General features: G+C 43.9%; 13 protein-coding genes. 3 read left to right on the top strand and 10 right to left on the bottom strand.

Annotation, left to right across the window (positions count from 1 at the left end; translation table 11 throughout):
• Positions 1-82 precede the first annotated feature (82 nt).
• From ASG93_RS30880 to ASG93_RS30870, 4 genes are all read right to left on the bottom strand, one after another.
• Positions 83-715, bottom strand: coding sequence for a DUF2238 domain-containing protein (locus ASG93_RS30880; protein WP_056838511.1), 633 nt, complete (start codon positions 713-715; stop codon positions 83-85).
• A 393-nt stretch (positions 716-1,108) separates the two neighbouring features.
• Entirely contained in the window at positions 1,109-1,267 is a 159-nt protein-coding gene (locus tag ASG93_RS35790) for a hypothetical protein (RefSeq protein ID WP_162262892.1), read from the bottom strand.
• 654 nt (positions 1,268-1,921) lie between these two features.
• Entirely contained in the window at positions 1,922-2,101 is a 180-nt protein-coding gene (locus ASG93_RS34650; RefSeq protein WP_321166714.1) for a DNA-directed RNA polymerase subunit alpha C-terminal domain-containing protein, read from the bottom strand.
• 511 nt (positions 2,102-2,612) lie between these two features.
• Positions 2,613-3,374: an endonuclease/exonuclease/phosphatase family protein gene (locus ASG93_RS30870; RefSeq protein WP_056838507.1), complete on the bottom strand. Its 762-nt coding sequence runs from the start codon at positions 3,372-3,374 to the stop codon at positions 2,613-2,615.
• 184 nt (positions 3,375-3,558) lie between these two features.
• Here ASG93_RS30870 and uraA point away from each other — a divergent pair, with 184 nt between their 5' ends.
• Entirely contained in the window at positions 3,559-4,827 is a 1,269-nt protein-coding gene (uraA, locus tag ASG93_RS30865; RefSeq protein WP_056838505.1) for a uracil permease, read from the top strand.
• A gap of 79 nt (positions 4,828-4,906) precedes the next feature.
• On the opposite strand, the gene ASG93_RS30860 is transcribed toward uraA, so the two are convergent.
• Positions 4,907-5,812 carry an aminoglycoside phosphotransferase family protein gene (locus tag ASG93_RS30860; RefSeq protein WP_056838502.1) on the bottom strand — a complete coding sequence of 302 codons (906 nt, stop codon included), beginning with the start codon at positions 5,810-5,812 and terminating at the stop codon, positions 4,907-4,909.
• Between the two features lie 173 nt (positions 5,813-5,985).
• On the opposite strand from ASG93_RS30860, the gene ASG93_RS30855 reads away from it, so the two are divergent.
• The gene (locus tag ASG93_RS30855; protein ID WP_056838500.1) at positions 5,986-6,330 is read left to right on the top strand and encodes a DUF1904 family protein; all 345 of its coding nucleotides are present in this window, start codon (positions 5,986-5,988) and stop codon (positions 6,328-6,330) included.
• Between the two features lie 105 nt (positions 6,331-6,435).
• On the opposite strand, the gene ASG93_RS30850 is transcribed toward ASG93_RS30855, so the two are convergent.
• The 3 genes from ASG93_RS30850 to ASG93_RS30840 form a co-directional block, all read right to left on the bottom strand.
• Positions 6,436-7,566 (bottom strand): major royal jelly family protein, encoded by a 1,131-nt coding sequence (locus ASG93_RS30850; RefSeq protein ID WP_235551022.1) that lies wholly within the window; start codon positions 7,564-7,566, stop codon positions 6,436-6,438.
• A gap of 77 nt (positions 7,567-7,643) precedes the next feature.
• The gene (fosM, locus tag ASG93_RS30845) at positions 7,644-8,069 is read right to left on the bottom strand and encodes a FosM family fosfomycin resistance protein (protein ID WP_056838499.1); all 426 of its coding nucleotides are present in this window, start codon (positions 8,067-8,069) and stop codon (positions 7,644-7,646) included.
• A 16-nt stretch (positions 8,070-8,085) separates the two neighbouring features.
• Entirely contained in the window at positions 8,086-9,543 is a 1,458-nt protein-coding gene (locus tag ASG93_RS30840; protein WP_056838496.1) for a PLP-dependent aminotransferase family protein, read from the bottom strand.
• A 131-nt stretch (positions 9,544-9,674) separates the two neighbouring features.
• Between ASG93_RS30840 and ASG93_RS30835 the strand changes: the two genes are divergently transcribed.
• Complete coding sequence (locus ASG93_RS30835; RefSeq protein ID WP_056838494.1) at positions 9,675-10,280, top strand: LysE/ArgO family amino acid transporter; 606 nt, start codon at positions 9,675-9,677, stop codon at positions 10,278-10,280.
• Between the two features lie 974 nt (positions 10,281-11,254).
• Here ASG93_RS30835 and ASG93_RS30830 read toward each other — a convergent pair.
• The gene (locus tag ASG93_RS30830) at positions 11,255-11,572 is read right to left on the bottom strand and encodes a cupin domain-containing protein (protein WP_029193605.1); all 318 of its coding nucleotides are present in this window, start codon (positions 11,570-11,572) and stop codon (positions 11,255-11,257) included.
• Positions 11,573-11,687: 115 nt separating this feature from the next.
• Entirely contained in the window at positions 11,688-13,193 is a 1,506-nt protein-coding gene (locus tag ASG93_RS30825) for an alpha-glucosidase/alpha-galactosidase (protein ID WP_056838491.1), read from the bottom strand.
• Between the last annotated feature and the right edge of the window lie 44 nt (positions 13,194-13,237).

Here is a 13,237-nt window from a genome sequence, read left to right as displayed (position 1 = left end):
TCATATTAGGGTCTCTCCTCTCATTCAACTGTAGTTACTCCCATCATAAGTTGCGAAATAGTGTGCGTCAATGATTCTCGAATCATTGTTTCTTTTTCACTTTTTTCCGCCACAAAACCCATGCAAGCATACTCATTGAAATAACCGCTCCGGTTAATCCAAGTCCCATGTCTTTTTGAGTATCAAAGGGATCACCTTGCAGCCCGACATATTCCTCTCCGTGTTGTCCAGCTACAAAAGCAGCCCCCATCTCTATGATTTCGAAACAGGCGCTGCAACTGAACACGACTGCCGCGGGAATGACATAAGACCAAAAACCACGCTGAGAGGCGGCCCGGGTTAGCAATTCACGGAACGGATATGTCCAGAACAAACCGAATGCGAAATGAACGACCCGATCGTAGTAGCTTCTCTGGGTATGAAACGAAGCCTTCAGCCAATTGTCAAACGGTGTTCCCTGATAGGTATAATGGGCCCCATAAGTATGTAAGCAAAGAAAAATAAACATGAATAAATAGGAAACGTTAGAGAAACGAAAAACTTTATAAGTGAAAGCGAGAACAAGCAGGGCGAGAATGGGAAGTATGCTTTCCATAAGCCATTGTATCCGGTCAGTCGGTGAGATGGCCGTGAATCCCCAATAGACAGCAAACACGAAGATCATCAAGTGTAGAGGCCAATTGCGGGAAAACGGAATGTCGGGATTCGTCATCATATTCGTCCGTTCCTTTGAGTTAGGATGCCAATCATGTAGAAGTCAACCTTTCATCCCTCTTATTTTTTTTCTGGATTACATACAAGGATAAACGACTCCGTCGTTCTTAAGGGACGAGCGCGTTTGTCAAGGTAGATGCGAAGCAAAAGTATAAAACTTATACTTTCTTATCTACGAACAAAATCCCGTTAGCCATTTCGGCCAAAGGGAGATTATGAATAACTTTAATCTAAGTCTGTCTTAATACATTTTAGTTTAGGACAATACTGTTTCATACCATCCCAATGGCCCCATATGCATCCTTGGCATTTTTTAGGCTGCCTAGGTTTAATATTAATTGTCAAATCTATTCCCCCAAAGAAGTTCATTTTCTTGGCCAAGTTCCGATACTTATTAGTCTTCTGGTGTACGATCCAAGTATAAACGAGTCACTGAAGTAGCATCGCCTTTTTCGATATCTTCTTCCGTTGCTTTTTTCTCAAGAGGATCATGCATGTTCATACCCGGTGCAATTGTCGGCTCATTATGGTTGGATTGGGATTTGTCTTTCAAATTGATCACCTCCATCAACTATAGTTTGGATAAATATGCCGATTTTATACTTGGGCTATAAATTCTTCAATGAATTGATAGACCTCCAATAAGCAGAACGCCGATGCATGATTTCGAGTGTTTTCGACCAAATAACGTATCGACGATGTTCTATTGGGCAAATTCGATGCAGCAAAGGGCAAAGAAACAATCAACCAATGTGGTTTTGGGCAACCCCTGTAAGATGGCTTGGGTAGGGGGTGACTCTCGACAAGCATAGATGTAAAAAGTACATTAATTTTTTTAAAAGTGACTCATTGGGCGAGTTATCATGCATTTTGTACATCAAATTTCGGAATAACCTGGCACTTTGAGCCTAAATCGGTTTATTTTGATGCAGTTTTTGCAGCTTCTGGGGAGCGAAAGCTTGTTTGAGCAGAAATTAGCTGCACTTTTTGCATTAAAGTTACAAGCATCGGAAGGCACGGAAGGTTACCTGCTACGTTATCGCTACCTCAAAATAAGGTGCACTCCAATTACCCCAGGCCAAGTCACGGTCTCCTTATATGCTCAAAACCAAAAACACTCTCCGACGAGAGTGTCCAAAAGAGAGTGTAAATATTGATAGGTCTCTGCCTATTTCCAGCGCAAAGTGAGTTGTCAACCTAATTTGCCTCAAGAGCCATCGTCGAACGACTGCCCCTTGGCGGCGAGGGCTTGACGTATCTGTTTCAGCGCCTTTGGTCCCATTCCATGCAACTTCAAGATCTCGGCTTCGGTGAGCTTGCTGAACTGCTCTAGCCGCAAGTATCCAGCACTAGCGAGTGCTCGACGAGCTGGACTGCTTAACTTCAGAAGGTCAGAATTCTGCTCGCCGTCAATTTCCCTTCTAGCAACAGCCTTGCTTAGTTTTTGGTTAATTTTTCAAGTATCTTTTGCAGCGTAGTATTAATATTCAACAAAGCCATGAAAACGAATCCAAGCATAATAAAAGTGACTATTTCTTGTGTGAACATCGATACTACCGCTAATATTACCGCATATACCACATAAAAATTATTTTTTAAAAATTTCAATTCATCACTCTCCTCTAAATAAAATCCATCTTGCTCTTTTACCATAATATGGTCGATACAATCGACATTCTTCTCATTGTACTACTATATTGGGCGCTCTAATGTTTCATTTCTATCTGATAATCAAAAAAGAGCCAAAGTCGCAGCTCCTTGTTGATGTGCATTTTGCTGAAAAGCTCCGTGTTAATCGGACCTGGTGCAAAGGGAAAGCCTCCTGATGGGTAACGTCAGAGATCTTCCCTTTGTCTTATTATCTATTCAATGCAGTATGCAGCAAAAGCTTTTCCAAGCTACAATCGCACACTCGCCACGACTGGATAATGGTCTGACGGATAACGACCATTGTACTTGCTTCGGTCGACGTTGAATGCATTCACTTGAATTTCGGGCGTCACGAAAATGTAATCTATCGGCTCTCCCGTGTCACCGCCGTTAAAGTCATGCCAGGTGCAGCCTACATCTTTGTCCTCCCCGTAAGCGTCACAAAGTCCCGCTTGTGTCAGAATTCCGATTACTTCGCTGCTTGGGCCGCAGTTAAAATCACCCGTCAAAATTGCCGGAATCCCGTCTCGGCCTTTCATGGTGCGGATTCGTTCTACAATAAGCTGGATGCCGTTCGTTCTTGCTTCCTCACTCATATGATCCAAGTGAGTATTGAACACGTACAACTCCTGTCCGTCTTGCTGCTTCAGCCGTACCCAGGTGCATATTCGCGGACAGCCAGCGTTCCAGCTCAAGTAACCGAGCTGTTCAGGAAATTCGGATAGACCGAAGTTCCCGCTTTCGACTGGTTTCAACAAACCGCGATGATAGAAGACGGCGCAATGTTCGTCTTCATTCCCTCCCTGCCGGCCATTACCGAGCCAAGCATATTCCGATAGATGCGCCTGCAGATCCTGCAGCATAGCGTGCATTCCCTCCTGCGTACATACAATCGCTGCTCCTGCTTTTTTGATAGCCTCAGCCGCTTCAGTGATCCGGTTCGGCCATGCATTGTCGCCATCCTGCTTGACATTAACCCGCAGGTTAAACGTCATCACGGTAATATCCATTGTTATCCTCCAACTATAGAATCCTTCACTATACACCATTCGTTAACTATTATGAATTCCCTGCCATCCCAAATCAGCCGATCGTGATCTTCCCTTCAGGGTAAGGCATCATAAATTATCTCTTCTTTTCATTCGAATTATGGTAAGATATCGTACGATAACTTTATAGAAGGGAGTTCCCACCGTGTCTCGTATTATTCAAGTTGATGAACGCCCCTCCATAGGCGAAAGCATTCCCCTTAGTTTGCAGCATTTATTTGCTATGTTTGGCTCCACCGTGCTGGTCCCTATTTTGTTTCATGTCGATCCAGCTACTATTCTGTTGATGAACGGGATAGGCACTTTGCTTTATATTTTCATCACAAAAGGCAAAATCCCCGCCTTTTTGGGGTCAAGCTTCGCCTTCCTCTCCCCCGTGTTTCTCGTCCTCGCTTCCAAAGGATATAGTTCGGCGTTAGGCGGATTTCTGGTCGTGGGATTGATTTTTACGATCATAGCGTTGTTGATTCGTGTCGTGGGAACACGCTGGATTGATGTCGTATTTCCACCTGCTGCGATGGGAGCGATCGTTGCCGTTATTGGTTTGGAATTGGTCCCTACAGCCGCCACGATGGCAGGCATTATTCCGCCCGCTAATTTAAAAGAAGCCTGGGTTCCCGATCCTATCGTTATATCGGTTTCTATTTTTACATTTTTGGCAGGAGTCGTAGGTTCCATTGTTTTTCGTGGACTTTTGAAGGTCATTCCGATTTTGGTAGCCATTGTTGCCGGTTACCTGCTCGCAGCATTACTAGGCTTGGTACATATTGGAGAAACATTGGGAGCTGCTCAGTGGTTCAGACTTCCAACATTCTACAGCCCTACATTCGATTTGGCGAGTATTTTAATCATCGCTCCTGCTGCTTTAGTTGTCATAGCGGAGCATATCGGCCACTTGATTGTAACCGGGAATATGGTAGGAAAAGATTTATCCAAAGACCCTGGATTAAGTAGATCCTTACTCGGAAATGGCATCTCTACCATGCTGTCTTCCTTAGTAGGCTCAACACCAAATACAACTTACGGTGAAAATATCGGTGTCATGGCGATTAGCCGCGTCTATTCTGTGTGGGTTATCGGAGGCGCAGCGATCCTGGCGATTGTGCTCTCCTTTGTCGGGAAAATCTCAGCGTTGATTCAAACCATTCCAACGCCTGTCATGGGCGGCGTTTCCTTGCTGCTCTTCGGTATCATTGCCGCTTCGGGGATCCGGATGCTGGTGGAAACGAAAGTCGATTACTCCAAACCGGTCAATCTGATTCTAACAACCGTTGTTCTGGTCATTGGCCTTAGCGGGGCAACCTTGAAATTGGGACATTTTGAACTAAAAGGTATGGCTCTGGCGACTATTGTTGCCATTCTGCTCAGCTTGTTCTTCAAGCTGCTGGAGGTTCTCAAGCTTTCTAACGACTAAAGCAAAAATAGGAATAAGAAGGGCTGCCCTAAAGTCTTAACGGACCTTAGTACAGCCCTTCTTTATTTATAAGTCTTCGCTATCTCTGGTTCAAGCTCTTAAAAACTTGAATAGCCTTATAAAAAGGCTCGCTATACCTGCCATCCTCCTGAACGGTCCAACAGGTTGATAGAACAGAATGTGCAAAACCCCACGATAACAATCTTTTTTTGTCTAAGTTCAACTCTTTTACCAAAATATCAATCCGCTTCTCAATGACATTCGTGGAATCTCCATTAGGCAATTTATTTAATAAATATTGAATGACATCGTATTCTCTGTCGCCAATCAACCCTTTAGGATCAATCGCTAACCAAGGTTCCCTAGCCGCCATCAAAATATTGTAATGGTGTAAATCGCCATGAAGTAAAAATGGTTTATCCGGCATAGCGTTCATAGATTTATAAGTGTCAACTGCTTCTTGAAGTATTTCCTTAGTTATAGGACCAAGACCTTCTGTATTTTTCTTTAAAATATGGATTAATTTCTTTTCCATCGTGAAAGTGGTTGGAATGCTAGATGAATTAGTAGGTGCAGGAATCCATAATCTCTTCATCACTTGTGAGGCAATATGTGCAGCTTCCTCCTCATTTTCTAATACGGCTAGTGTTTTACCAGGAAGTAATCGTTCAAGAATAAGAATCCCATTTTCGATATCTACATCAATGATTTTAACCATGCCATTCCCATTAAAAAGTTTAAGGGCACCCACTTCAGATGCAAATTCATCACCTGGAATGACGAGTTTCACCACAACTTCAGTTCCGTCTTTCCGTATAGCAGGAGCCACATAATTAAAAGATAAATCAAACGGAGACATCAATTTCATTTGCCAACGCTCTTCGGAATCACAAATAAGCCTATCAAAATCTCTTAACCATCCATCCGCCTTATCCTTATGGACGTCTCTTAATGTTTGAACGAATTGTTTTGGTAAGCTGCTCATTGTCTTTACCCCCACAATAGACATTACGATCGATCTCATTATAAGATATATCGTTCCGTTTAGGTACTTATCTAACTATGAGAATGGTTTCATCTAATTAAAGATTTGTTTTTACGTTCATTTTTTATTAAAATAAATAAATTCGCTAACCATTTTGCAAAGAAGGAACCCATATGCCTTTTCTCAGATTTAAAGGTTTTCAAAAGGATTTCATTTCTTCGATTTCAACTACCGTTATCCAACAATTTTCGAAGTTAACAGGCGTTGTGCAAGAAAAAATAAAAATCGAACTTCTTCTTGTGGAACAATTAAATAACTCTCCTCTATCATTAGAAATATATATGTTCCCAAGGGATCAGGAATTGCATGATAGCATTGTTAAACAACTTTATACGATTTTAAGTGAGCATGGCTATCGCGATGTTCATATCTTTTTTATCCTGCTTTCTCCTCATTTGTACTATAAAGAAGGACAACCATTGGTATCCAATCATTCAGAACCATTCTTAATAACATGACGGTATGGAGTAAAAAAAGCACAAGAAAAAGGGCTGCCCCAAAAGTAGAAAAAGTCTACTTGAGGGCAGCCCTCTTTTATTGAATTAGACTGGTTACCATCGCATTTATGCATACAGATAGGATTTAACATCTCTCCCAACATATGCTTTCCAAATAATCAGATTGTATGGATAGCTCCAATCTATTTCGTAGCCGCCGAACATCTCGTGAAGCCGATTATTGTTAAAAATGATCGAGCCCTTCTGGTCAAAAGCAACCCCATCCACCCATAGCATCCGGTCGTCCGACACAAAGTTGTGGAACCTGCGACCATTAGCATCGTAGAAGCCGATCCCTTTTCCCTCTAGCATCGTGTAGAATACATTGCCTTTATTGTCTGCGTGCATACCGTCTGTGGTAGTGCCTTTGCTGCCGATCGCTTTCACAGCATCTTTTATTTGCTCAAGAGGCGTCTGATCGTTTTTCAGAAGCACGGTATCGATAGCGTACAAATTACGGCCGGTTACCTGGCAATAGTACAACGTGCTGCGGTCTGCGGACAAGGCTATGCCGTCGGCGCCGATGCGCATTGGCTTCTCTTTAAAAACAGGCTTATAATCGATTTGAAAATGGAAATCGGGAAATTCCTGTGTGCTGTAATGCCGGTCCAATACCCGCCGGAACGTTCTCGTTCGCATATTGTAAACGATGATCCCGCCATCCAGCGGGTGATCTGGCCAACCGGACCCCGAATCCGTGATGTAAACGAATCCATTCTTGTTATCGATTACGACGTCGTTGAGGAAGGAAGTTCGAAGTGGCGCAATATCGTTCGGAATGACGATCGAGTCTAGCAGCTTATTCGTGTTCAAGTCCCATATGACCAGCTTCTGTGATCCTTCCGGAGAAGGTGCATAAGCGATTTTGCCCTGATCCAGCAGCCACATCCGGTTATATTCATCTATCTCATAGCCGAGGACGGATTGCAGCGCTTGAACGTTACCAACTTTATTCCAATCCCAGCTTGGGAAGGCTTCCAACAGCGGTTTTCCTTCCCTTACGACAATGCGGTTCATTGTAGCGGGTATACCGTGCGCCCACCGCGGGACCGAAACATAATAGTTGCCTTGATGATCGATCTTGACGCCCGCGGGCATCGCTTTTTTCCAGAATTGGTTCGTCTCGAACTCCTGTTTCATCCCAGGATTCGGGAAGTTCCAGTCCAACCGGTTCCAGTGGCATATCATTTTATACATCGGTCAAAGCCTCCTGCGACCTTATAATCAGGTTAAACACCTTCCTAAAAGGTATGCGCACAGGAATTTAGAAATTCTTATTCTTCGTTAAACTCCATATGTGTTTTTTCCTGTCTATAATATTCTAATCGGTCCTGTAAAGTACCTGTATGAAATTCGAACTTATGACCATCTGGGTCCGTGAAGTAAATAGACCGCTTATCTTTCTCGTCTCTTGGACGACCTGGAAGGATGTTCACGCGCAATTTGTTGAGTTTCTCATAGAGATTATCAAAGTCAGCTTCTTCAATTGAAAAAGCAATGTGTGTGTAGGAATGGTTTATTTCATTACGTGGAATATCTCGTTCTACATTCAGGGCAAGCCACATGCCATTCAGATCAAAATAGGCCGTATTTCTTCCCTTAACTAACAGCTTTGCATCAAAAACCTGTCGATAAAACGAAATCGAATTCTCTAAATTAGAAACTGAAAATAATAAATGATTCAAACCTTTAACAGACACCCGATCACCCCGAAATTTATTTATTTTTACTAACCATAGCTAACTCTTTAATCATCTCCGCCAAATGTACAATACCCCACTCAAGCTCATGATGTTTGGCATAGGCATAGGAAATACGCAAGTAACTACCCGCATTTCTATCATAAATCGAACCCGGGTTCAGCAATATCCTTGCTTTCAAAGCGCGCTCAAACAACATTTGCATGGGTACGTCCACTGTGAGGCGAACCCAAATGTAGAAACCGCCTGCCGGCACTGACCATGAGGCAATCTCCGTAAAATTGGTCTTCAACAACTGAGCAGTTAGATCCCGTCTTCTCTTCAGTTGTTCTCTAACATAAACAAGATGCTCTTGATATAAGCCTCTGCCCAGCCATTCGGCTGCTGCCCACTGGGATACCGAGCTCGATCCGTAATCGTTCTGCATTTTGATATCGGCTAACCGTTCAATAACAGGTTCCGGGGCGACCACCCAACCAATTCTTAGTCCTGGACTTAAGGTCTTCGACAAACTCCCCAAATAGAGAATCAGTGCATTGGGATCCCTTGCTTTTAACGGCAGAGGCGGCGGCGTTTCAAGCCAAAGCTCCCTATAGGCATCGTCTTCAATAATTGGAAGTCCCTCATCCGCGCAGATTCTCATCAGCTCTTGACGTCTAGGCTCTGACATCAGCGTGCTCGTAGGATTATGAAAAGTAGGAATGGTGTAGAGCAGAGAAGCGTTATAGCCTTCTTTGTAACGGCTAATCTGATTCGTCTGAATGCCTTCTTCATCCATGGGTAGCCCAACCAGCTTAATTGCACTAGATTGAAACACATGGACAGAATACAGATAGGATGGCTTTTCCAGAAGGATGGATGAGCCTCGCTGCAGTAGTCCGATAGATATGAGCTGCAACGCTTGGAGCGAGCCAGATACGATCAGAATGTTGGAGGGCGAAGTTTGAACGCCAATTCCCTGCAAGTAAGCAGCTATTTGTTCCCGCAAATACTGATTTCCCTTAGGTTCTTCATAGCCCAATGAGAAAGGATTCAATGAACTTTTTTCAAAAATCTGTTTCATTTGTTCAGAAGGAAGCAGCTCTGGGGAAAGCTCCCCAGTCCCCAAACGGATAATGCCAGCTTGAAATTCGGCACGATTAATGTGCTGTATCGCAGGCTGGTTTGGATAATAAGTGCCGGCTTGCACGTAAGAGCTCCAGTCTGGGGGAGGCGAGGCGGCTAAAAGGTTCCAAGAGTTATTAATGACTCTAGTCCCCCCTTTGGTGTTGCCCTCCAGTAACCCCTCGGCAATCAAATCGCTCAATGCAGTCACAACCGTACTTCGATTGACGTCAAAGCGTTCGGCCAGCGCACGCTGTGAAGGAATTTTGGTCCCAACCGCCCATTCGCCTAGCGATATTTTATTTTTTATAAAATCTTTAATTTGAATATATAAAGGGGTTTCCGACGATAAGTCCGGTTTCCAGTCCATGCTATGATCCTCTCCTTACTAACTCAAATATAACATTTGGTTGGGTGATGCGCCATCCATTTGGAGGGAGACAAAAGATAGGATTGTTCTATACTTGAGAGGAATTAGACATCGAGATAGGAGAGATTGTTTTGCTAGAAACTATTTTGCATGGGCTTATTTTGGGTTTTGGGCTCATTCTGCCTGTAGGGGTCCAAAATGTTTTCGTATTCAACCAAGGTGCCCGTGGGTCATCTTACCTTAAAGCACTACCTGTTATCCTGACAGCGTCGGTTTGTGACACGATCCTTATTTTATTGGCCGTCTTAGGCGTCTCTTTCGTCGTATTAACCTTCGCTTGGCTTCAAGCAGCGCTCTATGGATTTGGATTCTTTTTCCTGATATATATGGGGTGGGTACTCTGGAGGAGTAAGCCTGGCTCAATGCCGTCTCAACGGGAAAATGAACCAAAAAAACAAATCCTGTTTGCAGCATCTGTATCATTAATGAATCCCCACGCTATACTGGATACGATTGGAGTCATCGGTACAAATTCCTTACAATATGTTGGCGGAGAAAAATGGGTGTTCGCTGGCACCGTTATTCTAGTTTCCTGGCTCTGGTTCTTCGGTTTAGCGTTCGCAGGACGCCTGGTGGGCAAGAGTGATCCTAGAGGCCAATTCATTGCTAAATTAAACAAGGTTTCTGCTTGTATGATATGGGCTGTTGCTATTTATATGGGTATGCAATTCTTATAGAGGGAATGGAGACGTTGAACACTTTGAGAATCACACAAGGATAAACGACTCCGTCGTCCTTCTTGGACGAACGCGTTTGTCAATTCTGATGACGCGAAGTGTAATAAAAATTTATACTTTCTGCCCTGAAAATTAAAAATTTTCATTCATCATGGTGCCGCAACGCGGCATGTCGAGGAGAACTATTATTCAAGAGCCAAAATAACTGTGAAAGTGCAGGTATTTTGCTAAAAATCGTTTGAATAGAGAAAGCCTGCAAATATGCAGGAATTTTCAGCTTTACCACCCTGAAATTAAAAAAAGACCGAAAAAACCTGCACAATTGCAGGAATTTACGAATTGGAGATAATCGAAGAAAACCGTAATCACTTCTGAGTTCTTCTCGTTAAAGTTCGCTCCAACCCAAATTAATAAGGAGAGACTTTGGCCTACGACCAAAGATCCCTATTGGGGATAAAACTTATACTTTCTACACAAATAGACAGCTTACGCTGCCCTTGGGCGAGAGTTTGAGGTTGCCGGATGAATGAGTGAATGAATCCGTATTCTCGGCCGAATGATGTTGTATAAAGTGCAACAATTGCTGCCTAGATCCCGCCTCTCACCCTTCGTTGTTGTATAATGTACAACAATTCGGCCCGATACAAGCAATTTTGCAACAAATGGGCTCGAATTGTTGTACGAAATGCAACTTCAAGCTGCAAATTAGCCTTTAAGCGTGCGAATTGTTGTAGAAAATACAACATTAGTCCCTCCTATACCCATTATCCTACACAAAGCTGCTGAATTTTTCGCACACATAAAAAATACTCTCGTTCATCAAATGAGCAGGTTGTCCTCCGACACCTGTTCTTTATTTGTTTCATTTCAACCACATATCTAAAAAAACCATAAAAAAACTAAAAACAATGGCATTCCTGCCGCAAGAAAGGAGCGCTATATAGGAAAGAAAAACCAGCTGCGAGCGCAACTGGTTACCGTTTGACAAGATCCTCGCGAATCGGTGTGAAGACATCTAACAACGCGGATTCTTCTAATGCTGTAACACCATGCTTAGCGTTACTTGGTATGTATATCGTCTGACCTTGCTCGATAACGGTCGCGACGCCATCTATGGTAAACTCAATTTTTCCTTTTAAGCAATAGGACATTTGTTCATGAACATGGCTGTGTTGGTAACCAATGGCTCCTGGCTCGAAATGAACCTCCATCATCATTAAGCCAACCTCAGCTTTCAGAATGCAGCGCTGAACGCCTGGCTCGGCTGCTTCCCATACGCCAATATTAGACATCTGGCTTTCCCCTTTCGTAAACGAAAAAATAAAAGGACCGCAAGCGGTCCTTCACTTACTTTTTAATTATATCTGAAAAGCAGCCTAAATAAACATACTTGAATCCAAACAAACATTATGAGTTAACCGCTGCGCGATCCTTCCCTTTGTCCGCTTCACCTGCATTTTTATTCGCAGCTTCACGATCCTGCTGCATTTCTTCCACCGTTTTCACCTTCAAGCGCGCTGCACCTTCGTAGCTGCGCGTTGGAACGAGATTACCAGCTGCTAGCCGTTGTTTTGCTTCTGTAATAGCCGCGCCATACTGAGGCAGCCATGCCTCCTGTGCGACCAACATTTCATCAACCATCTGCCATATTTCTTTGGGATTGCAGACGGCTCCTACGAGCGGATCCATCATAAACGCTTGACGAAGCAGCTTATCATCGCCATGCACGGCCGCTTCCACAGCAAGCCGCTGCACGGAAATACTCACATTGCATACCGCTGCGGGTCCAAGCGGCAGGTCTCCAACATGAGGCATCGAGATGCCGTTGCGATCTGCATAGCCTGGCGCTTCGATAATCGCATCGTTTGGCAAATTAGAGATGACACCGTTATTGACTAAGTTGAAATGCCCGCGATACACGCGTCCTGTCTCGAGACCCTCAATAATATAGGAGCCATGCTCTTCACTGCGTTTCTCTGCTGCGTAAACAAATGCTTTATCCTTCATCCAGTTCGGAAAATCCGTCTCAAACCAATTGCGTCCCTCCGTGCAAACACGCAGATAGCCGCCTGTTTCTCCATTAATCCAGCTGCCCATGTCGATCCAATCTTGGATTTCGCTAGCACGCTTTCGGTACCAAGGCACATACTCGCTAAGATGTCCGTTGGATTCTGTACTGTAGTAACCGAAGCGGCGCAGCATGTCGATACGCACTTTCTCCGTACGCGTGAACTCCGGATGGTTCTCGAAGGCTTCAAGCAGACCCCCAGTCAAATCCTGACCGTTATGACGAATCTGTACATACCAAGTTTGGTGATTGATGCCTGCGCAAATAATGTCTACTTCCTTTTTCTCCAAGCCGTATACTTCCGCGATTTGTTGATGCCCATGCTGAACACCGTGACAGAGACCAATCGTCCGCACACCGCCGTACTTGTTGCAAGCCCAGGTCAGCATGGCCATCGGATTCGCATAATTTAGCAGCAGCACATCCGGCGCCGCCACTTCTCGAATATCTTGGCAAATGCGAAGCATTTCCGAGATGCCGCGCTGACCATACATGATGCCGCCCGCACATAGCGTGTCGCCCACACATTGGTCAACTCCGTATTTTAGCGGAATATCCACATCGGTGGCAAAGGCCTCCAGACCTCCCATACGAATCGTACATAAGACATACTTCGCATCTTTCAAAGCTTCTCTACGATTAGTAGTAGCTTGAATCTCAATGTTCAAACCATTTTCCCGAATATCCCTTTGGCACAGCTCGGTAACCATATCTAAATTATGTTGATTAATGTCTGTAAAAGCGACTTCAATATCGTGAAATTCAGGTACTGCTAACAAATCTCGTAGTAGTCCACGTGTAAATCCAATACTCCCTGCTCCAATAAAAGCTACCTTAAATGACATATTTATCGTCCTCTCTGTTGTTTACTCTACAATTCACATTGTAT

Origin of the sequence: Paenibacillus sp. Soil787 (genome assembly GCF_001429545.1) — a bacterium.
In the GTDB taxonomy this organism is placed as follows: domain Bacteria; phylum Bacillota; class Bacilli; order Paenibacillales; family NBRC-103111; genus Paenibacillus_E.
This window is presented reverse-complemented; position numbering and strand designations above follow the sequence as displayed.